A 21,768-nucleotide genomic window follows, 5' to 3' on the forward strand; every position below is an offset into this window, starting at 1 on the left:
TTATTCTAGGTTTGGCCAATTCTTCTGGTGTCCAAAAAACTCATAAAAGGGACACCGAATCGTTCGATCGCGCACACATAAAAGCAAATGGCTATAAAGCTGCCGAACAAGCCAAATACACCAAACATTCCCGCCGGCACGATCATCCCTACCCTCATAAGACGAATGGATAAGGAGTTGATGTAATTCGGAAAGGCAAAGTTAGCGGTTGCGGAAATGGATAGGACGATGATGACCAGACTGCTGACAAGCTTAGCCTCGACGATGGCAGTACCAAGAACAATACCGCTGGTAAGGGTAACGGTTGCACCAATGACTTTGGACAACCGTTGTGTGGATTCAATAGTAATTTCACTAACAATGAGCAAAAACAGCATTTCCAAAAACGTAGGCAGCGGGATCCCGGTTCGGCTGCTAGCAACAGAAAGTGCAAGCTCGGTTCGCAGCGCTTCTGGATTCACGGAGACCAGAGCTACATACAGTCCGGGAGTTAATAGAGCGATTAATAAGCTCAAGATCCGCAAGCTTCGAAGACCGAGCATGATGAGTATAGGAAATTGGGTATCCCATTCCAACGCAATAAAATCGGAGAATAGTAGCGGCAGCACATAAGCTACGGGCTCTCCGTCAATCATCAATAGCACTCTACCTTTCAAGATCGAGTAGATGGCTTGGGCAGGGATTTCGGTTTTATAAAAAGGGGGGAATAAGTTCATTCGATTGCAGCCGAGCACTTTTATCAGGTCTTGTCCATTCTGCAGATCCCGATCGGATGCTTTCTGTAAACAGCTTCGGACTTGATCCAGGAGCTCTTTATCCACCCGTTTGGCGTTGTAGATTAAAGAGGCCTCTTTCGTTGCTGCTCCAGTAAAGGTGAAGCCTTCTATTTTTAATTCCTTCGAATTGAACGCATTTCGCAGTAGTCCGATGTTGGTAGTTAATGATTCCATGAATGTGACCGCCGGGGCAAACGGTAAAAATTCGTTCTCCGGGCTAGCGATAGCTCTCGAAAGGTTGTTGAGCTTTCCTAGAAAGCTGAATGCTCGTTCGCCATTCGGATCAAGTAGAACAACCTGGTTTTGATGAAGCTTATTCATATCGTCGGAGGTCAATTCCTTGCCAGCTAATCGGCTGCATAAGTCACTGAAGGATTCTGTTGGAGGCGGAGTCGTTCGAGAATTCCAAATAAAGTCGACCGTTTCCTGATAATTCACGATGGATTCATAATAAACCAGCCACAAACCATCGGAACCCAGCTGCAGCGGTTTAATTTTCAAATCACGATTCAATTCTGTTTCTTTAAGTAGGGCATGCAAAAAATTATCCACTCGCCAGTCTCCTCCCTCCTCATTCAAGCTCAAACTTACTTATAATTCCTTTTTATACTAACCAGATTTTGTGGGGATATTCAGGCGCATGGAAGCGAACGAGCATCACCAGTAATTAGAATTGCGATTCAAAAATATGTATAGAACAAGCTTCGTTTTCAGAGAGGGCGGGTTCTATGGAACTGTATCCGAGATTGATCTCCTCCATCGAAAATCGATCAGGCGTTGCCTTAATTACCGTCACCCGGACCCAGCTTCAGGATCCCCACAAGGGCTGTGCTTGGAGGGTGCCTGTGGGAACCAAGCTGCTGCTGTACGCCAGCGGCGAAGTGTTTTGCGAGCAGGAGCTATCCATGGACGATTGGCAGCCCGTATTGGAAAACGCAAGAACCGCAATGATCCAGCAAAAATCAAAGACTTTTATCTCACGAATCCAGTGCTGCGAAATAGAATATTTTGTGGACGTGTATTCGCCGCCGCTGCATTTAATCGTTGCTGGAGCTGGCCATGTGGCGAAGCCTTTGGTGGAGATGGGACATAAGCTTGGGTTTTATATCACGGTCGTCTGTGATCGGCCTCAATTTGCGAATGCGGAACAGTTTCCTTGGGCGGACGAGGTGGTATGCAGCTCATATCACGAGTATTTCCGAGCTTTGGACATTACGGACCGGCCTTATATCTTACTGCTCACGCGCGGCCATCAATATGATGTGGCCATTCTCCGTGAGATCCTGCATCTGCCGGTTCCCTACATCGGAATGATCGGAAGCCGCAGACGCATCTCCGGTGTGTTTTCTCAGCTCCATGAAGAGCTTCCGGATAGCTCGTTTCAAAACGTATACGCTCCGATCGGCCTGGACATTGGTGCACAAACGCCGGAGGAGATCGCCATTAGTGTATTGGCGGAGATTTTGCAGGTGAAAAATCAGAGGTCCGGTAAATCACTCAAGGAAACCATCGGTCATTTTATCGTGGACAGGCAGGAGGAAGAAACATGAGCGAGCTGGAGCTGATGAAACGGATCGTGAGCATACAGTCAACCGGCGCAGCGGCAGCTCTGGCTACCGTCATTCGGACGAAGGGCTCCACACCCCGAAAGGTTGGCGCCAAAATGATCATCTATACGGATGGGACCATCGCCGGAACGATCGGTGGGGGCTGCGGGGAAGGCGAAGTGATTGAAATCGCCCTGCAGGTTATCGCAACTAAGAGGTGCGCACAGCACACGGTGGATCTGACCTCGGGTTTGTTTTATGAAGATGGAGGCATATGCGGCGGCATTCAGTATGTATTTATTGAGCCGCTTTAAGGGATTCGGGAGGATATATGTCATTTGACACGAGCATATATTATTACATGCCCAAGGGGGCCAAGAGGTGGAAGCGATGGAAGCGATGGAAGCGATCATCCTTGCAGCCGGTTATTCAAGCAGAGCGCGAGATTTTAAAATGACCCTGAAGCTAGGGACCAAGACCGTCTTGGAGCATACCATTTCGAAATTTGAAGGCATATGTAAACGGGTGATCGTTGTCAGTGGATTTCAGTGGGAACGGATCCAAGAAGCCATAACGAAGATGCAGAACAGCTATGATATGGAGATTGTATGCGTGGTGAATCCGAGCTTTGACGAAGGTATGTTTAGTTCGGTTCAAAGGGGCTGCAGCGAAGTAGGAGCCTGTAGTTTTTTTGTTACACCGGGAGATTGCCCGCTGGTTCACAAGGAAACGATTTGGAAGCTAGCCGGAGCACCGGGGAACGTGGTGATCCCAAGCTTTCAGAGGAAGGGCGGCCATCCGATTAAACTAACCGGTGAGATTAAGAAGCGTATTGCTGAAGCGGGGGTTGATGCTACTCTGCGTAAGATTTTGCAAGACTATGAAAAGAACTATATGAATATAGACGATCCTGGTGTCCTGATGGATCTGGATACTCCGGAGGATTTTATGCAAGCGACCGAGTATTACAACGAACTGCCATAAGGGGGCTGCTCCTATGCAGGCTAAAGATATTAGTAGCTCTGTAAAAAAGAAAGATCACGATGGGAAAGTATCAGGCCAGCTGGCTTACATCGGTGATGTGAAGCTCGAATCGATGGTTTATGGTGTCTTATATCGCTCGCCGATCGCCTATGGCAAAGTGCGGTCCATCCAGCTGCCGCCATTGCCTGAAGGGGTTGTAAAGATTGGCGCAGAGCACATCCCTGGTGGGAATTTTGTCAAATTGCTGCGTCCGGATCAGCCGATTTTTGCAGATGAATGGGTCAATTATATTGGGGAGCCGATCTTCATGCTCGTTGGCCCCAAGCTTGAGATTCTACATCAGCTGCTAGATGAAGTGGAAGTGGATCTGGAAGAGCATCAAGCTGTCTATACCTTAGATGAAGCCATTGGGCAGAAGGATCAAGCAGGTGTGTTCGCTTACCATGAATTTGGAGAAAATCTCGAGGTGATCCAATCGATCGAAGCTAGTGCGCATCAAATCATAGAAGAAGAGTACGAGACGGGCTATCAAGAGCATGTCTACTTGGAGCCCCAAGGCATGCTTGGAATTTATTCCGATGATGAAATCCGTGTAGAAGGGTCGATGCAGTGTCTTTACTATGTAAAAAATGCCTTGATTAGCGCACTCGCCTGTGAAGGTGATGAGGTAAGGGTGGTCCAAAGTCCGACCGGCGGCGGGTTTGGCGGAAAGGAGGATTTCCCTTCCATGATGGCTTGTCATGTGGCCATCGCTGCTAAGGTGGTCAAAAAGCCCGTCATGCTGCTGTTCGACCGGGCTGAAGACTTTGAGGTGACGACCAAGCGGCATCCAGCCAAATTTAAATATCGAACGGCTTTAGACGAGCAAGGAAATATTTTATGTATGAATGTGGAGCTGTTTCTAGACGGAGGGGCCAATGCGGGGCTCAGTCCAGTCGTATTGCAGCGGTCTTTATTGAACAGCGCAGGGGTATATCAAATTCCGCACTTTCATGCGAAAGGGTACGCGTTGAAAACCAATACGGTGCCTAACGGGGCTTTTCGAGGCTTTGGCGCACCGCAGAGCTTTGCAGCGATTGAAAGTGTTCTAGGACACATTAGCCAGAAGCTGCAGCGTGATCCGATTGAATATAAACGGAGCTATTTGGTGAAGCAAGGCGACCCTACGATAACGGGTGGGAGATTCAAAGATCCGGTTCTAATCGATGACCTCATCCAAGATTTAATGGAGACCGCGAACTATTCGAAGAAAAAAGAAGCGAATCAAAGCTTTAACAAGCAAAGCAAGCGGTACAAAAAGGGGATCGGCGCCTCCTTTTTCCTGCATGGCTGTGGCTTCACCGGAAGCGGGGAACGAGACCATATTAAAGCTACGGTTAAGCTGGCCAAAACCGAACAGGATCAAGTGCTGATCAAAATCTCCAACTCCGATATGGGGCAAGGTGCGCTAACCACCCTGAGCAAAATCGTAGCCCATAAGCTGGCGCTGCCTTACGAAGATATCTTGTTTCCCTATCCGGACACGAAGGAAGTGCCTGACTCGGGTCCCACCGTAGCCTCCAGAACGACGATGATTGTCGGTAAATTGCTGGAGCGGGCAGCAAGCAAGCTGAAAGCGCAGTGGCAATCTGGCATTGAACAAGAGGTAGTTGAACACTATGTTCACGAAGAGATGATTCCTTGGGATGAGGCCAAGTTCTCTGGAGATGCTTATCCGGCTTATTCCTGGGGCGTCAATCTGATTGAACTGGAAGTGGATACGCTGACCGGCTTGGTTCAAGTGGAGAAGATTTATGGAAGCTTTGATATCGGAAAAGCAATTGATAATCTGATTGTTAAAGGTCAGATCGACGGCGGCATGGCGCAGGGAATCGCATACGGTTTTATGGAAAAAATGACGTCCAAAGCAGGCAAGATTCAGCAAAAAAGCATTTCAGACTACGGCCCGCCAACCGCGATGGATATCGTCCATATTCAAAGCAAGCTTTATGATAATCCGTATGCCGGTGGACCTTATGGCGCCAAAGGTGTCGGCGAGCTGCCATTAACGGGAGGAGCTCCAGCCGTGCAAGCCGCGATTGAGGATGCGCTGCAAATTCCGTTTTATCAAATTCCAATTACGCCGGAATTGATTATCGAGAGCTTGACGAAGAAGGGCGGGGGTGGCGATTGATTAAATTTACCCTGAATGGAACGGAAGTAGAAACGGATGCTCCTGCCACTTTGCGATTGATCGATCTATTAAGAGACGAATTTCAGCTGATCGGTTCCAAGGAAGGCTGTGGCGATGGAGAATGCGGGACTTGTAGTGTCCTTGTGAATACGCTCGTGCAAAATAGCTGCCTCATTCCCATTGGTGCGATGGAAGGAGCGGAGATTGTCACCATTGATGGATTTTGCGAGAGTGAGCAATTTAAGCTGCTAAGTGAGTGCTATTCGGAGGCCGGTGCGGTGCAATGCGGTTATTGCATTCCCGGGATGGTGATGGCAAGTGCAGCCCTATTATCCAAAAATCCACACCCGACCGAGGATGAGATTCGTGAAGGCATCTCCGGGAATTTATGCCGCTGTACCGGCTATAACATGATTGTGGATGCGATCGATCTAGCCGCCAAAAAGGGTGAAGGCCTATGGTAACCTCCTACCGTTTGAAGAGTTTAGATGAAACCATTGCGCAGCTTAGCCGGGAAGACTGCCAAATTATCGCGGGCGGCACCGATCTCATGGTACAGCATAAAAGCCCGAGAGGCGCGCCTGCTAGGTTTGATGAGCCCATCGTTTTTATCGATCATTTACAGGAATTAAAGCGGATTCGCTGGGTGAATCAGGACCTTCATATCGGCGCTTGTTGTACGTATAGCGAAATGCTGGGGCATCCTCTCATTCCGAATATTTTAAAAAAAGCGATCAAAGAAATCGCCGCTCCGGCGATACGAAATCGAGGTACGCTGGGCGGGAACATTTGCAATGCCTCCCCTGCAGGAGATACGCTGCCTTTGTTGTATCTTTTTAATGCTAGGTTACAACTAAAATCCGCTAAAGGAGATCGGGAGGTGGAAATTCGAGATTTTATCCAGGGGCCACGAAAGGTTAAGCGGTTAAAGGATGAACTGGTAACTGAAATCATTTTGCCAAACGTGCAGGAGGATCATACTTCCTTTGTGTTTGAGAAAGTGGCGAACCGAAAAGCCGATGCGATCACCAAAATCTCATTTGCCGGCTTGATGCGCTGGGACGAAGGCCAGATTGTTGACGCTAGATTTGCGTTCGGGGCGGTAGGCCCCACCATTGTACGTTCCGCGGCTATTGAGCAAAAAATAGTAGGGGAAGCTTTTCCGCTGGAGGCTGCGGTCGTGAATGGGATTGTTGCTGATTTTGAACGGATCATTAAGCCTATTGACGATCAGCGCTCGACGGCGATTTATCGGAAAACGGTGGCACTTCATCTTTTGAGATATTTTATTGAGAACGCAGGAGAGGAGCGGGGGTATGCAATCGGACAAGGAAAAGATCATCCGGTGGATTGAGGAGAATCGTGAGCAAATCATTGAATTTCTCCAGCAATTAGTGCAGATTCCTTCAGACAATCCGGCAGGAGATTGCTTGCCCATCGCCAGCCGGCTCCACGGGCAGTTGTCGCAAATGGGCTTCGAGAAGGTCTCCCTATTGGAAGTGGATCCGAGCGAAGTGAAAGCGGCCGGCATGCTCAGCCTGGCGAATGTCGTTGCTGCTGTCGCCTTCGGAGACGGAGACGGTCCACGAATTGCACTGAATGCCCACGGTGACGTAGTGCCGCCGGGGCTTGGGTGGTCGGTTGATCCCTATGGCGGGGAAATTCGTAACGGGAAGATGTATGGCCGGGGAGTAGCGGTCTCCAAATCGGACATAGCAGCCTATACCTACGCCGTACAGGCATTGAGGCAGGCAGGGGTCGGAGGCAAGCTGCAGGGTGAAGTAGACTTGGCCTTTACGTTTGATGAGGAGACCGGTGGGGAGCTGGGTCCCAAATGGCTGCTGGAGCGAGGGCATATTCGGCCGGATATGGCGCTGGTCGCTGGCTTTACTCACGCCATTGTGAATGCGCATAATGGATGCTTGCATTTTGAAATTACAGCGATTGGCAAGTCTGCCCATGCAGCCATTCCGGAGACGGGGATCGATGCAGTCGAGGCAATGGTGAGCATATTGCAGTCCTTGTATGCGTATCGAGAGGTGCTGAAGGGTAAGCACTCTACAGTAGACGGGATTGATCACCCGACCCTGGTTGTCGGGTTGATTTCGGGTGGCATCAACACCAACGTCGTGCCGGATGTATGCCGGTGTCGGGTGGACCGTCGGCTCATCCCCGAGGAAGATCCCATTGAAGCCGAGGAGGAGTTCAGGCGGATCGTGGAAAGCGCAGCGGCTAAAATCGATGGGCTGGAGGTTGAAATCCACCGTGTCCTCCATGCTCAAAGCTTCGGTCCGGTTCCGAACGATACGCCGATCATTCAAGCACTAGCCGCCAATTGGCGCAGCTTGATGAAGGATGCCGGGGAGCTCTCCATCCATGGCGTTCCGCTCTATACGGATGCGCGGCATTTTGCGGCTCAAGGCATTGCTACCGCCATGTTCGGCGCAGGTCCCCGAACGCTGGAGGAAGCGAACGGTCATCGCGCCGATGAGCATGTCCAACTCGAAGACCTGATCCGCGCGGTCAAAATTGTGGCCTGCACGCTGTATGACTTGCTGTTAAACGAATCAGAAGGGTGATCTCATGCACATCAATCTCTCCACCACAACGCAGCAGTTGATTCTGAATGAAAATGGATATCGAAACTGGCATGCCACGACCACGGAACAACAATGGAACGTCAATCAAACGGCCATCCTCGTGTGTGATATGTGGGATCGTCATTGGTCTAAGGGAGCCACGGAAAGAGTCGCCAGTATGGCGGTTCGAATGAATGAGGTCCTTAAGACCATGAGACAAAAAGGAGTGCAAATCCTGTTTGCTCCTTCGGACACGATGAGCTTCTATGCGGATTCATCTGCACGCAAAAGACTATCGGAGCTTGAACTGATGGAGTTGCCAGCAGCGAGACTTGATCTTACGGAACATCGGCTTCCGATCGACGATTCCGACGGTGGAAGTGATACGGAGGATGAGCATGAAGTCAACAGCCGCGTGTGGCGCCGGCAGCATCCTTTATTAGAAATTGACGAGACCGTGGATGGGATAACAGATGACGGGCGAGAGGTGTACAGCTTTCTGAAGACAAAGGGGATCTCCAACGTAATCTTCATGGGGGTTCATACGAATATGTGTGTGCTGAACCGAAGCTTTGCGATTAAGCGGCTGGTCGGATGGGGCTTCAACGTCGTGCTGGCGCGGGATTTGACCGATGCGATGTACAATCCGGCACGTCCCCCGTATGTGAGCCATGAGGAAGGCACCCGATTGGTGGTTGAATATATCGAGAAGTTTTGGTGTCCGACGATTCGTCTGGATCACCTCACTTAAGAACAAAGCTGCCGTACTTTCACGGCAGCTTTGTCGCATTATACCACGATAAATTGATTTACAGTTCGGAGCAGCGGCTTCTCGCCAATGGTTACTTGGTGAGTTCCATAAGAAGTAATCTTTCCAGGTCCGAATACCTTTATATCTCTTTGTCTTGCTTCAATCGTGCATCCTTCATTTCTCGCTTTTTCAAAATCGCTATCTTTGGTAAGAATAGTTCCTGGTTCGAGCATATGCAAAACCTCCTAGGGTTAATAATGACGGGGTCCATCTGCAACGGGATGAAGTGCATCAATCTTTGTTTATTATGAGAAAAGGATACTTTTTTCATTCAGCTTCCCCACCTAAGTCGGTCCAGTTCCCCAACTTAAGTCTAGTCTCAAGAACGGTCTGGGGTCCGTTTCGACATCCACCGGTTCTCCTTACAATAGGAGTATATCAAGGATTGATTTTGAGAGGGGAACTAAACAACATGAAAAAATTATATCGCTCCGCAACAAATAGCTGGCTGACTGGACTCTGTGGTGGCTTGTCCGAATACCTAGGCATCAACGCTACGCTGATCCGAATCCTAATGGTAGTCGCGCTGTTCGCGAGCTTCGGAACAACCGTCATCCTATACTTCATCGCAAGTATGCTAACACCGAAGGCCGGTCGTTACATGGATTACCCGTCTTATTAATTTAACATCATAGGAGGATTTTTCAAATGAAAATTTTGCAAAGATTAATGGATTTGTCAAAGGCTGTTGTGAATGAAGCGCTAGATAAAGTGGAAAAGCCGTCCATGATGCTGAACCATTATGTCCGCAGCTTGGATGAAGAGATTCAGGACATGGAAGCCGCGCTGCTTCAGGAAGCATCCCGAGGCAAGACGCTTCAGCAGCAGATCGCTTACTATACCAAGAGAGCGGAGCAGCAAGAGCGCAGAGCGGGCGAAGCGATGGCGGATGACCGAATGGTCGAAGCTCGTCAGGCCGTGGAGGCCAAGCTGGATGACTTGGAAAAGGTATCCCAGCTGAAGGCAGCCTACGATACCACTCAGCATGAATCCGAGGAGCTAATGGAACGCCTGGCCCAGGCCCGGGAGCAATATGCTGCTTTGAAGCTGAAACAGGACGAGCTGCTAAGCCGCGCTCAGAAGGTCGAACAAGCGCAAGAGCTGCAGGCTAGTCCATCCCAAGTTAAAGCCTACACCCGCAGGGAATCGGCTTCGGCGCTCCGCGGATTCGAGCGGATGGAGGAAGTCATCCTACAGAAGGAAGCTAAGCTGCAAAGTGTTCAAGCAGCGGCAGCGGCGGCAGCAGCAGCGCGGAATTCCCTCGTAGAGGAGCAGCTGGCGAAGCTGAGATCGGCGAACTCCAATGCATAACTGCATAACTAACTAATCTAAAACGTATAGCCCGTTTCTGCGTGATTTCATGCGGAAGTGGGCTGTTTTTTTGAACATAATAATAACAATGGTTGACACGACACCGAAAGGTGTCCTATAATAAATACGACACCAAATGGTGGCCGAATGAGAACTCTACACAATTTTTTAGGAGAGGGTGTTGTGAGCGAGATCAATCCGTTGCGTGATGTGTATGACGCGATTGCAGATCCAACCCGGCGCCAGCTGATTCGTCTGTTAGCTGAGGCGGAGGAGCTCCCGCTGCATGAGTTAACCGCACAGTTTCAAATGGGACGTACAGCGGTTTCCAAGCATTTGACCATCCTTAAAGAGGCTGGATTAGTAGTAGACCGGAAAGTTGGCAGGGAAACACGATATAGGCTTAATGCCACACCGCTTCGAGAGGTTCAAGACTGGGTGGCGTTCTATAGTAGGTTCTGGAGTACGAATATGATGCGCTTAGTCCAGTTATTAGAGGAGGAAGAAGAATGAGTTTAGCATTAACGTTGGATTTTCAGTACAAGACAACGATGGAGAAGCTTTGGTCTGCGATCACCGATTCCAAGCAGCTAGCCAGATGGGTTATGGAAAATGATTTTGAGCCTATCGTAGGACATAAGTTTCATTTTCGCACGGAGCCAACCCAATATTGGAATGGACTAATCGAAGGTGAGGTTCTCGTTGTGGAAGCACCTAACCGGTTGTCCTATTCATGGGCGAGCGGAGGGGAGAAGCACACGGTCACCTGGACGCTGCAGGATTTAGGGGACGGCCAAGTGAATCTTCACCTGGAGCAAACCGGATTCTCCAATCCGCAAGGTCTCCAAGGCGCGAAGTTTGGCTGGACGAACTGGTGCGGCGGGCTTGAAAAATTGCTGGAGCAATAAGAATGTCAAGCATGAACGAATGGAATCAAGAGTATATCGTGATCTCGGGCGCGAGGGAAAACAATCTCAAGAACGTATCCTTGCGCATTCCCAAGCGAAAGATCACCATCTTCACCGGAGTATCCGGATCCGGCAAGTCGTCGATCGTCTTCGACACGATTGCGGCAGAATCCACACGATTGCTCAATGAGAACTTCAGCTTGTTCGTTCGCAATTTCCTGCCCAAATATCCGCAGCCGGATACGGATGCAATTGAGAACCTGAGCATGGCTGTGATTGTGGATCAGAAGCGGCTGGGCGGCGGTTCCCACTCCACGATGGGCACGATTACCGATATTTCTCCCATCCTCCGTCTGCTCTTCTCTCGAGTAGGCCAGCCCTATGTTGGAACAGCGAACATGTTCTCGTTTAATGATCCGCAAGGGATGTGCCTCGAGTGCAATGGGATTGGTCGAAAGCTGGGTGTCGATATGACCAAGGCGCTGGACATGACCAAGTCGTTAAAAGAAGGCGCCATCCTGCTGCCGGACTATTCGGTGGACAGCATGGATTGGACGATACTCGTGCAGTCGGGTTTCGATCCCGACAAGAAGCTGAGCGATTATTCGAAGGAAGACCTGGAGCAGCTGCTTTACGGTAAGGCGAGGAAGATTGAGATGCAGTTCGCGGGAAAAGCAGTGAATATAACCGTGGAAGGCGTCATCGAGAAGTTCACCAATAAGTATATCAAGCGTGATCTAAAGACGATGTCTGAGCGAACACAACGAGCAGTGACGCCTTACATCACCGAAGGCCCGTGCTCCAGCTGCCGCGGCGCGAGACTCAGCCAGGCTGCGCTCGGCTGCAGGATCAATGGACTGAACATTGCGGAGATGTCCTCGATGGAGGTAAGTCAGCTCATTCGTGTCGTTCGTGAGATTAACGACGCGATCGCTGTGCCGATCGTGAAGTCGCTGACAGAGCGGCTGCAGCATCTGGTGGATATCGGACTCGACTACTTGACGCTGGACCGCGAGACGGATACGCTGTCGGGCGGCGAATCGCAGCGCGTCAAGATGGTGAAGCATCTGAGCGGCAGTCTGGTGGATGTCACATACATTTTTGATGAGCCGAGCGTTGGCTTGCATCCACGGGATGTGCACCGGTTGAATGAGCTGCTTCAGAAGCTCCGCGACAAGGGCAATACGGTGATTGTCGTCGAGCATGATCCCGATGTCATCAAGGTGGCGGATCATATTGTCGACGTTGGGCCTCATGCCGGCAGCCGCGGCGGTACGATCGTGTACGAAGGAAGCTTCCAAGGCTTGCTGGAGTCAGGTACACTCACTGGCACCCATATGAAGCGGCCGCTCCAGCTGAAGCCGACTTCCAGACAGCCCTCGGGCAAGCTGTCCATTACCCATGCTACACTGCACAACCTGCAAAACGTCAGTGTAGAGCTTCCAACCGGAGTGCTAACCGTCGTTACAGGTGTTGCCGGTTCGGGCAAAAGTACGCTGATTAACGAAGTATTCCTCAGCCAGCATCCGGAAGCGATCGTGATCGATCAGTCGGCGGTAGGCGTATCGACACGCTCGAATCCCGCGACCTACACGGGCATTATGGATGATGTGCGCAAGGCGTTTGCTTCTGCGAACAAGGTCAATCAAGGCTTGTTCAGCTTCAACTCCAAAGGCGCTTGCGAGAACTGCCAAGGGCTGGGCGTGGTGTACACAGACCTTGCCTTCCTTGAGAGTGTGAAGCTGCCTTGCGAGGTATGCGGAGGTAAACGGTTCAAGGAAGAGGTGCTTGCCTACAAGTTCAACGGAAAGTCCATTGCGGATGTGCTGGAGATGACGGTGGAGCAGGCGCTGGAGTTTTTCCAGCTCAAAGAAGTGGTACGCAAGCTCCAGGCGATGAGTGATGTGGGGCTGAACTACATTACTCTAGGCCAGCCGCTCAGCACGCTCTCAGGCGGAGAATGCCAGCGGATCAAGCTGGCCAGCGAGCTCCATAAGAAGGGCAGCATCTATGTGATGGACGAACCGACAACCGGCTTGCATATGTCCGATATTGGTCATCTTCTGGAGATCATGAATCGTCTCGTAGACACCGGCAATACGGTAATTGTCATCGAGCACAACCTCGATGTGATCAGCCAAGCGGATTGGATCATCGATATGGGACCGGACGGAGGCAGCAGGGGCGGTCAGGTGGTGTTCGAAGGCCCGCCTCTTCAGATCACTCAAGCGGAGCAATCGATTACGGGAAAATATTTGAAGCCATGAGGAAATCTACGAAAAAAACGACCTTAGCCCTATTTGGGCACTGAGGTCGTTTGATTTTTTTTCGATGGATTTAATCTTCCTGCCCAGACCGTATACCCCATGCCTACATAAGCTAATCCCCAGAAGAAGGCAAAATATTTATTGTCTCCGACCGGCAGCACCATCGAAAAGTGCATCATGACGAGTAGGACGATAACCCAGCGTGGGAATACGTTCGCTCGGTAGGAGAGGATCGTAAACAGCAGCGTTCCTCCTGTCAATCCGATAAGAGCCAGCAGGTGCAAAAGGGTGAAAACCGCGCCATCCGGGGGGCTGGCCGGATCGATGGAAAGGATCGCAGACCACAGCATGAAGGTTATGGCGATATTTCCGATCATGATACCGAGTACAGATATGAATCCGATCGTTCCGATTTCCCTAGACTGGACCAGATAGACAGCCAACGTACCGACCGTCATGAGAATGCTTGCAACAATCCCGCACGTCAGCTCCGGAAGGCTATCCGTCCCCCAAATCAGGGAGCTTGGCGTCATCCCCATACGGCTAAGGCCGGCCAGCAAACAAATCATACCCAACCATGGAATTGCTCTTGCTTTAATCATGTTTTCCAACCTCCAGTTCAACTCGTTATGCTAACGATTTCGATTATAATCGACAGGAAATCACGGAAAATAGGGCAGGGCACTCCTTTCGTTTGGGAAACTGCGGCTGGGACACTTTTCGGGAAACTTGGGAAGTCGTTGGGAAGTTGCGGCTTCACCGTATTCAGTCCGCGGGATGCCCGCTATAATAGAGGTAAAAGTATCCTTATTTGGAGGAGGTCTCATGTCACAAGATCGAACCGCAGTACCTGCAGACCGTATCCCGAACCTAGGGCTCCTCGTTTGCCTTCAGCTTTTTGCCGTCTTGTTCTCTGTGTCTTCGGCAGTGATCTATTGTGCGGGGATCCCCAAGTACTACCAAAATCTCATTTCGACTTGTATTGTAAACGGGTGCAGCAATTATGCGCCTGCCATGCCTCTTGAGAATGCAAGAGCCATTCACTTGTCACTGGAGACCTATGCAGTGCTGTTCGTGTGTATTGACCTCATCTTTACGTTGGTTTTTTATGGGGCTGCGATGCTCATTTTTTGGAAAGGCATTCGTGAACCGATGGCGCTTCTGGCTGGCTTGGCCATGGTTGCGTTCGGCACCTCGTTTCCTTCGTTAGTGCCTGTTGCTTTTCAGGGGAATACCGCTATGGAGTGGTGGTTCTCTGGGGTAGCGACGCTCGGCTGGATTGGTTTGTCCCTGTTGTTTCTGCTGTTTCCAAACGGGTCGTTCGTGCCGAGATGGTCTGTAGGCGTTTTTATTGTGATTCTCATTGTTCAAGTCAGCAGTTTCATTAATCGCGGCATCATCTGGAATGAAATGAGCGGTTCCGCTTACCTTCTTGCTGTGTGGTATATTGGGTCGACGCTGATTCTGGTTTATTCGCAAATCTATCGGTACTTGAAAGTATCATCACCGGCGCAGCGGCAGCAGACCAAATGGGTGGTGTACGGGCTCGCTGTGGGCCTGATTGGATTTATCGGGATGAGCATCTTATTTAACCCAGCTATGAATGACGGCAGCGCGCTAACTTATGTGTATCTCAATGCCTTCCTGAATCTAAGCTTACTGGCGATACCGCTTACGCTTACGATGGCCGTGCTGAAGCAGCGGCTGTGGGATATTGACCCGATTGTGAATCGTACGCTGGTGTATGGTGCCTTGTCGCTTTGTGTGGCTGCGATCTATATTTTTTCGGTCTATTACTTGAGCCGCTTATTTGAGACTCAAAATAATCTGATCATCTCCTTGGCTGCAACGGCGATCGTGGCGGTAATCTTCGCTCCGCTCAGGGAAAAGCTGCAGCGGCTCGTGAATCGGATGCTAAAAGGCCGGCACGACGATCCGTATGCCGTGCTGCTGGAGCTGGGAAGCCAGCTCGTTCGACCGATGGCGCCGGAGGCCATGCTGGAGGCGCTCGCTTCCACCATGAAGGAGTCGCTGCGCTTGCCTTATGCAGGCATTGCGATCGGTGTGGGAGGGCAGGACGCTTTGGTCGCTACATCCGGAGAGCCGCTGCACGAGGTGCTGTCGTTTCCCATTATTCATCGCGGGGAGAGGCTCGGTACGCTCTATTTGTCCGCTCGTTCTCCTGGAGAAGCCTTCTCGTCCGAGGACAACAAGTTCCTGGATGTGCTACTTCACCAAGCGGGACCAATCGTTGAAAATGTGAACATGACCCTCGGCATGAAGCTGCTGGCTCAAGATTTGCAGGAATCTCGAGAACGACTCGTTCTAGCCAGAGAAGAAGAACGCCGGCAAATTCGGAAAAATTTGCATGACGATCTGGCTCCTAGACTTGCGGCTCTGGCGCTTAACGTGGCGACGGCCGAGAAATATGTCCTGAAGAAGCCTGACATAGCGATTGAGATGCTGGGCGACCTCAGAACGGTGATTCGGGCGACGGTGGGGGAGATTCGGACCCTTGTGCACGATCTGCGCCCGCCAACGCTGGATGAGCTCGGGTTGATCAGCGCGATTGGGGAGCGAATCAGCGAGCTGAACAAGCCGGCACAGCTGCTGGCCGATGAGCAAGGCACCATCCCGATCCACATCCGGCTGCATGAACCTCCACAGCTTCCGGAGCTGCCGGCCGCAGTGGAGGTGGCGGCCTATCGAATTGTTACGGAATCGCTGGTCAACGTCATTAAACACAGCCAAGCTACCGAATGCATCGTCAAGCTTCAGCTTTCGCCGCTGAAGCAGCTGATCGTCGAAGTGACGGATAATGGCACTGGTTTTCGTTCGGCCTACACGCCTGGACTTCCGGGCAAAGGCGGAATTGGACTCCAATCGCTAAAGGAGAGAGCGGCGGAATTAGGCGGACAATGCTCGATCGAGCCTGCGGAGCAGGGCGGCACGCGTGTGCTGGCAATTTTGCCAATTGAACTGAAGGAGGAGCATGGACGTTGAAAATTTTGATTGCAGAGGATCATCCCTTATTTCGCAGCGGCGTGCGTAATTTGCTGAGGACGACGGACGATCTGGAGGTTATTGGGGAAGCATCGTCCGGGGAGGAGGCGGTGGCTCTGGCGGAGCAGCTGCATCCCGATCTCGTGCTGATGGACATTCGTATGCCCGGAATGAATGGGATCGAAGCCACACGGATCATCAAAGACAAGCATCCGGAGATCGAGGTGCTGATGTTGACGATGTTTCGAGATGATCAGTCGGTTTTTACCGCTATGCGTGTAGGGGCCAAAGGGTACATCCTGAAGGATTCCGACGAAGAGGAGCTGCTGCGCTCCATCCGAATGGTAGGCAACGGCGGCGCTGTCTTCAGCTCGGATATTGCCAGCCGGATGATGCACTATTTTTCCCAACCCCAATCGGTTCCCGTGGATGATCCTGCCTTCTCGGAGCTTACCAAACGCGAATTGGAGATTTTGGAGCGGATCGCAGAGGGGGACAGCAACGCCCAGATTGCCGCTCGATTGCATCTCAGCAATAAGACGGTAGCCAATTATGTCTCAAACATTTTAAATAAGCTGCAGGTTTCGGATCGCAATGCCGCAAAGCGTTTGGTGCAAAAAACGCGTGAGGAATAGGGTTCAAAGCAAGCGCATAAAGCCTCCAGACCATCACTTTCACAGTGGGGTAGGGAGGTTTTTCGTTATGTCTTCCCGAATCGGTTCCCAACTTATTCCCAATCATTTCCCTGCCATGACTCAAGAAATATGGATGAAGCGCATTGTATGATTACTTCAGAAACCAAATCCAACCAAGTGATTCATAAAGGAGAGTAATGAGCGTATGAAATGGAGCTTCGGGAAACGAAATTATACTTCGGTCATGACCTTTTTGCTTGCAGGCTGCTTGACGTTTGGCAGTATCGCTAATGCTTTCGGTGAAACGCCTCCTGCAGGGGTGCAGATCAAGGAATTCAGCCTTCTCGATACGGCGTCCGATGTGGTAGGTGCAGCTGATTTTACACCGGAGGGCAATAAGGATGGACACTTCAAGCTGCGGCTGAGCCTTGCTCAGCATACGGTGATCAATTCTGTCGTCCTGCGTTCAACGGATGCTTATGGCAAGGACAATTCTCAAGGGGTATGGAGGACGAACCACGTTACTACCGGGTGGCTGCTGGGCATTGTGCAGGACAAAGTTGTGCCATCGTCAAGCGGAACAACTCATGAAAGCATCATAATCAACCCTGGATTTCGGAAGGATGTAAAGGCACCGGTCGGCGAATTCGACGGTGAGCTTACCTTCGACTTGTACGCTAGCGATAACGGCACGATTAAAGAAACGCAATATTATGTCTTGGAGATCGGGACCCCGCAAGGTACAGTCGTATCCAAGCCGATCAAATATAAAAGTCCCATGATAGTTTCTGATTCGGCAAGCCCGACACCAGCACCTACACCACCTACGCCAGCGCCAACTCCAGTTCCAGCACCTACACCAGCTCCAACTCCAGCCCCAACTCCAGCACCAAGCCCAGCGCCTGCTCCAGTACCGGATAGCCCGCAGATTCATGTGCTTTTCAAGGGTCAAGCGCTTCAGTTTGATGGCGCCCAACCGATCCTGAAAGACGGTTCAACGCTGGTCCCGTTCCGCAAATTATTCGAGACGCTAGGCTTTGTGGTTCAATGGAAGGAATCCGGTGGAACACAGCAGGCGATTGGAACGAAGGAGGGTCTTGCCATTGAATTGACGATCAACAGCACCTCCGCTAAAGTAAATGGAAAAAGCGTGAGCTTGGATGTGCCTGCACAGATTCTGGATGGCAGCACTTTAGTACCACTGCGCTTTGTGGCGGAGAACAGCGGATACGCCGTGTCCTATTCCAGAACTGGCAACGAAGCGACCGTTCAAATTGAAGAAGCGACTGCATCGCCAGCACCTACACCAACGCCAACACCTACACCAACGCCAACACCAACGCCTGCACCAGCTCCAGCACCGCAGCCATCGCCTAGCCCTGCTCCGGTCCCTGAGCCCCCAAAAGAAGCAGCGGAGCCCTATGTCGTCAAAGGCTATGTACGTGATGCCAATGGTCAGCCGATTCCGGACGTCGTCGTTTTTGCAGATAACACTTTGCTTTACGACAGCAACATTCTTGGCGTTACCGATGAAACAGGTCACTATCGGATCGAATTGCCTCAAATCGCAACGTCCTGGCGAATGGGCGGCGATATCACCAAAACATTTAACGATAAAGAGTACACCTTCCACTTAAAAGTTGACAAAGATGTTCCATTCTCGGGCAGCACCGGAGCCGTCCGCAACTTTACATGGAACAAGTTTGACGGACAGATTTATATTTATCCGTTCTTTTTATCCTCAGATGACTCGCTGCCGGAGTTCAATATGAGCGATCTGGAAGTGACCCTCACACCTGTAGGTCCGCTGCTGGATGGCAGTACAGGAAAAACGATCATCAAGCGAGGGGGACCGGTCTCAGGCGGAGCGGGCGTGGATCAAATTCCGATCGGCCGTTACAAGGCTACAGCCAAATGGCTGCCGGAAGGGCACGCGCCAATAGCCTTGCAGATCAGTGACAAAAGTGGCAAATATGGCGATTCGGTAGAGTTCGAATTCGGCCCGTCCAACGGGATATCGACAGCACTTTACCTCAGTGAGCTGACCGTGAAGATTCCATAGAACATGGTTTAATTAAGCACCAAGGGCTGCCGAAAGGCAGCCTTTTTGCGATTTAGGCTTTGTAAAGTGTGCTAAATACTAAACCAAGAAAAATTACAGCCCGCAGGAGGAACGAAGCGAGCTGCTGCAAATCTGATGAGATTATCTGGAAAAATTGCCGTTGTCACCGGTGCCGCCTCTGGCATGGGGAAAGCCATCGCAGAAATGTTTGGACGAGAAGGAGCTAAGGTGTTGTCTCGGACCTTCGCGTTGATGCAGCGCAAGCTGTCGTGGATGGGATTTCAGCTCAAGGCGGAACGGCTTTGGCGATAGCGGCAAACGTCGCTAAGGAAGAAGATGTCCAATCGCTGATCGATACCACGGTGGAGAAATACGGAACGGTAGACATTCTGGTCAACAACGCCGGCATTATGGACAACTTTGTCCCGGCCGGAGACCTGACCGACGAGCTGTGGGACCGTGTCTTCGCCATCAATACAACCGGCCCAATGAGAACGATCCGCAAGGTGCTGCCCATCATGACGGAAAAAAAGGCCGGTGTGATCGTCAATGTCGCTTCGGCCGGCGGGCTGTTCGGTCTCCGATGAGTCTAGCTTTGTGAACGGGACGATTATCGCTGCAGACGCCGGTTGGACGGCGTATTAACTTAAGTAAACGTAAAGAAGCTGTCGGTGTGCGTGACCGGCGGCTTCTTTGGTGCGTCGTCACGGTATAACCGTAACATTAATGCATATCGTTCTAAAAGGCGTATTGACTAGACGGGTCATAACGAAGACTTTCGTCTTTCCTAATCCGTCGTTGGATCTTATTGAGACCTGTCTTCGCATCTCCCGAGTAGGAAGCGGAACAGCGAAGCAGTCAACAATCTTCGGGTCATCGACCATGCAAGAATTAATAAATTCGGTGTTTTGAAGCCCCATTTCCTGCGCTCCGACAAAGATAGCTCCTGCTTTTTGCTTAACGCTCACGTTAATTTCCTTATCACATCTTATCCCCATCAAGATTACCTCCTTTTTAGTGGTTCTGATACCAACGGATTCTGCGGTATATCGAGGAATCTTTCAACAGTCGGAAGGGCAGCAGATCCGGCTTATAATTGCCTTCCAGGATCCAAATCCGCCGCTTCTCATCGATGCCCAGATCGAAACCGACCTGCCGCAGCTTGGGGAACCGCTCTCCAAGTCGTCTCGCTGCCAAACGCGCGATTCGTTCGCATTGGACGAGCAAGCTCCGGTCGCCGATTCTCGCATGCTTCAGCGCTTCGGACACCGGAAGGATGCCGCTGGGCACGTTCGTGACGAGATATCCCTGCGCCGCGATTTTCGCGTAAGAGCCTGTCACGTTCCAAGTCGATGAAGCTCCTTTTCTTCGCTGCACCATGATCCGGATGTCAAACGGATTGCCTCGAATTCGCGCCAGCCACAGCCGCCGCTGCACGATATAGCTTCTTGAGCCGGTCATTTTGCTGATCCATTGGATTAACGGTTTGGTCTTTTTAAAAGTGAACGTTTTCTTCTCCACGTGCACCCGATACGATCTAGACCTATTAAGGGTAATGAAAAGGATGTGCCGACCGAACCGCCCGCCGCGTGGCTTAAGGACGATGCCTTGATACTGAGGCAGCAGCTTCGTCATCATGTTCAGCTTCAGCAGCCGTGTTTCCGGTATCCGGGCAGCCAGAGCAGGTATAGTGCGCAAGATGCGATATTGCAGCCATTTGTCTCGCTTAAGCTTTGTCATATTGCACCGACTGCCAAACCTTGATTAAACCCTCGGTGATCGTTTCGATCACTGCTTTATCGGTGAAGTACCGATTATGAGACGCAACGCCCAAACCAAATAGCAATACTCTGGAAGCGACTTTGAACAGCTGTTTAATTCGATTCGAAATGAGAGGAAGGAGCGCAAAGGGAAGAGACAGGATGAGGCAGATTACGTAGATCATTTTTCGCAATCCGCTGTTGCTCTCCAGCTTGATGTCTTTCACGTTCAAATTTGCATTATTATTGAACTGGGCGATGGGGTAAGCCATAATATCGCGATCATAATACAGATTGACCCATTCCCCGTAACGATACCGGTTGGTTTCCTTGGCGGGAATTTGGATCGTACTTTCATCCTTGTTCATGTATTTTAGGCTGAAGAGTGAGATCGGACTGCCGAGCGTGTAGAAAGAGGCGATCGTTTGGCAGGTTTCCAGGTGGTTATTTTCCAGGGGAGGCACTACGTTTTTTTGCATCTGCATGTCGTAAATATAATTGCTGGACACGACGGTCCCAAGACTGTGAGCAATAACGCAGACGGGCGCTTCCGGTCCAACCTTTTTACGCAGCTGATGCAGCGATTCCGCAATTCTTTGATGGATGGCTGTGTGCAAAGCGTTGGTTGTCTGGCCGACGTCGATCCGATGGTATCCCAGGACGTCCACCGCATACTTGATGATGAAGGATCTGGCCATGTCAAACTCCAACTCATCATCAAACTCTGCTTTGACGGCTTTCCTGACGAAGTCTTGATTTACCTCGACGATATCCGACCAGACAACCTCCTCGAATACAAAATCCCGAACAGAGATATCGAGCCCTGTCATCCCGGCAAGCCGCCTGCGGAGCCGCAATTGCAGGGGCTTGGAGTAACCCATACGTTTCTTGCCCATCCCGTGGATGATCAAGATCCCCACCTGTGTTCTCATCGTCTTATTCACTCCATATC

The 21,768-nt window shown here is 50.9% G+C and carries 21 protein-coding genes and 1 pseudogene; 17 read left to right on the top strand and 5 right to left on the bottom strand.

Going from position 1 to position 21,768, the window contains the following annotated elements:
* Positions 1–5 precede the first annotated feature (5 nt).
* On the bottom strand, positions 6–1,328 hold the full coding sequence (locus FPZ49_RS03190) for a spore germination protein (protein WP_186445572.1): 1,323 nt from the start codon (positions 1,326–1,328) through the stop codon (positions 6–8).
* 176 nt (positions 1,329–1,504) lie between these two features.
* On the opposite strand from FPZ49_RS03190, the gene FPZ49_RS03195 reads away from it, so the two are divergent.
* From FPZ49_RS03195 to FPZ49_RS03230, 8 genes are all read left to right on the top strand, one after another.
* Entirely contained in the window at positions 1,505–2,326 is an 822-nt protein-coding gene (locus FPZ49_RS03195) for an XdhC family protein (protein WP_144843116.1), read from the top strand.
* A complete protein-coding gene (locus tag FPZ49_RS03200; RefSeq protein ID WP_144843118.1) occupies positions 2,323–2,637 on the top strand; it encodes an XdhC family protein in 315 nt (104 codons plus the stop codon). The genes FPZ49_RS03195 and FPZ49_RS03200 overlap by 4 nt, the downstream gene beginning before the upstream one ends.
* A gap of 76 nt (positions 2,638–2,713) precedes the next feature.
* The gene (locus tag FPZ49_RS03205) at positions 2,714–3,307 is read left to right on the top strand and encodes a nucleotidyltransferase family protein (RefSeq protein WP_261381232.1); all 594 of its coding nucleotides are present in this window, start codon (positions 2,714–2,716) and stop codon (positions 3,305–3,307) included.
* Between the two features lie 13 nt (positions 3,308–3,320).
* Positions 3,321–5,480: a xanthine dehydrogenase family protein molybdopterin-binding subunit gene (locus tag FPZ49_RS03210; protein WP_144843122.1), complete on the top strand. Its 2,160-nt coding sequence runs from the start codon at positions 3,321–3,323 to the stop codon at positions 5,478–5,480.
* Positions 5,477–5,944, top strand: coding sequence for a (2Fe-2S)-binding protein (locus FPZ49_RS03215; RefSeq protein WP_144843124.1), 468 nt, complete (start codon positions 5,477–5,479; stop codon positions 5,942–5,944). The genes FPZ49_RS03210 and FPZ49_RS03215 overlap by 4 nt, the downstream gene beginning before the upstream one ends.
* Complete coding sequence (locus FPZ49_RS03220) at positions 5,938–6,834, top strand: FAD binding domain-containing protein (RefSeq protein ID WP_144843126.1); 897 nt, start codon at positions 5,938–5,940, stop codon at positions 6,832–6,834. The genes FPZ49_RS03215 and FPZ49_RS03220 overlap by 7 nt, the downstream gene beginning before the upstream one ends.
* Positions 6,797–8,059: an ArgE/DapE family deacylase gene (locus tag FPZ49_RS03225; protein ID WP_144843128.1), complete on the top strand. Its 1,263-nt coding sequence runs from the start codon at positions 6,797–6,799 to the stop codon at positions 8,057–8,059. The genes FPZ49_RS03220 and FPZ49_RS03225 overlap by 38 nt, the downstream gene beginning before the upstream one ends.
* A gap of 4 nt (positions 8,060–8,063) precedes the next feature.
* Positions 8,064–8,810 carry an isochorismatase family protein gene (locus FPZ49_RS03230; protein WP_144843130.1) on the top strand — a complete coding sequence of 249 codons (747 nt, stop codon included), beginning with the start codon at positions 8,064–8,066 and terminating at the stop codon, positions 8,808–8,810.
* Between the two features lie 38 nt (positions 8,811–8,848).
* Here FPZ49_RS03230 and FPZ49_RS03235 read toward each other — a convergent pair whose 3' ends face one another.
* Positions 8,849–9,043 (bottom strand): hypothetical protein, encoded by a 195-nt coding sequence (locus tag FPZ49_RS03235; RefSeq protein ID WP_144843132.1) that lies wholly within the window; start codon positions 9,041–9,043, stop codon positions 8,849–8,851.
* Between the two features lie 239 nt (positions 9,044–9,282).
* Here FPZ49_RS03235 and FPZ49_RS03240 point away from each other — a divergent pair, with 239 nt between their 5' ends.
* From FPZ49_RS03240 to FPZ49_RS03260, 5 genes are all read left to right on the top strand, one after another.
* Positions 9,283–9,492 (top strand): PspC domain-containing protein, encoded by a 210-nt coding sequence (locus FPZ49_RS03240; RefSeq protein WP_144843134.1) that lies wholly within the window; start codon positions 9,283–9,285, stop codon positions 9,490–9,492.
* A gap of 26 nt (positions 9,493–9,518) precedes the next feature.
* Positions 9,519–10,181 (top strand): PspA/IM30 family protein, encoded by a 663-nt coding sequence (locus tag FPZ49_RS03245; protein ID WP_144843136.1) that lies wholly within the window; start codon positions 9,519–9,521, stop codon positions 10,179–10,181.
* Positions 10,182–10,364: 183 nt separating this feature from the next.
* On the top strand, positions 10,365–10,694 hold the full coding sequence (locus FPZ49_RS03250) for an ArsR/SmtB family transcription factor (protein WP_144843137.1): 330 nt from the start codon (positions 10,365–10,367) through the stop codon (positions 10,692–10,694).
* The gene (locus FPZ49_RS03255) at positions 10,691–11,089 is read left to right on the top strand and encodes an SRPBCC family protein (RefSeq protein WP_144843139.1); all 399 of its coding nucleotides are present in this window, start codon (positions 10,691–10,693) and stop codon (positions 11,087–11,089) included. Before FPZ49_RS03250 ends, FPZ49_RS03255 begins: the two co-directional genes overlap by 4 nt.
* An 11-nt stretch (positions 11,090–11,100) precedes the next feature.
* A complete protein-coding gene (locus tag FPZ49_RS03260; RefSeq protein ID WP_144843643.1) occupies positions 11,101–13,356 on the top strand; it encodes an ATP-binding cassette domain-containing protein in 2,256 nt (751 codons plus the stop codon).
* A gap of 29 nt (positions 13,357–13,385) precedes the next feature.
* On the opposite strand, the gene FPZ49_RS03265 is transcribed toward FPZ49_RS03260, so the two are convergent.
* Positions 13,386–13,958, bottom strand: a complete 573-nt coding sequence (locus FPZ49_RS03265) for a hypothetical protein (protein WP_144843141.1) — start codon at positions 13,956–13,958, stop codon at positions 13,386–13,388.
* Positions 13,959–14,181: 223 nt separating this feature from the next.
* On the opposite strand from FPZ49_RS03265, the gene FPZ49_RS03270 reads away from it, so the two are divergent.
* The 4 genes and pseudogenes from FPZ49_RS03270 to FPZ49_RS03285 form a co-directional block, all read left to right on the top strand.
* Entirely contained in the window at positions 14,182–16,359 is a 2,178-nt protein-coding gene (locus tag FPZ49_RS03270) for a histidine kinase (RefSeq protein WP_186445574.1), read from the top strand.
* Positions 16,356–16,994 (top strand): response regulator, encoded by a 639-nt coding sequence (locus FPZ49_RS03275; protein ID WP_222429854.1) that lies wholly within the window; start codon positions 16,356–16,358, stop codon positions 16,992–16,994. The genes FPZ49_RS03270 and FPZ49_RS03275 overlap by 4 nt, the downstream gene beginning before the upstream one ends.
* Positions 16,995–17,199: 205 nt before the next feature.
* Positions 17,200–19,056, top strand: coding sequence for a stalk domain-containing protein (locus FPZ49_RS03280; protein ID WP_144843146.1), 1,857 nt, complete (start codon positions 17,200–17,202; stop codon positions 19,054–19,056).
* 135 nt (positions 19,057–19,191) lie between these two features.
* Positions 19,192–19,640: pseudogene (locus FPZ49_RS03285) on the top strand (SDR family NAD(P)-dependent oxidoreductase); the annotation flags it as partial.
* A gap of 430 nt (positions 19,641–20,070) precedes the next feature.
* Here the strand turns inward: FPZ49_RS03285 and FPZ49_RS03290 are convergent.
* A complete protein-coding gene (locus FPZ49_RS03290; protein ID WP_144843148.1) occupies positions 20,071–20,796 on the bottom strand; it encodes a YheC/YheD family protein in 726 nt (241 codons plus the stop codon).
* The gene (locus tag FPZ49_RS03295) at positions 20,783–21,748 is read right to left on the bottom strand and encodes a hypothetical protein (RefSeq protein WP_144843150.1); all 966 of its coding nucleotides are present in this window, start codon (positions 21,746–21,748) and stop codon (positions 20,783–20,785) included. The genes FPZ49_RS03290 and FPZ49_RS03295 overlap by 14 nt, the downstream gene beginning before the upstream one ends.
* Positions 21,749–21,768: the final 20 nt, after the last annotated feature.

This window comes from Paenibacillus cremeus (assembly GCF_007786445.1).
Classification (GTDB): Bacteria; Bacillota; Bacilli; order Paenibacillales; family NBRC-103111; genus Paenibacillus_G; species Paenibacillus_G cremeus.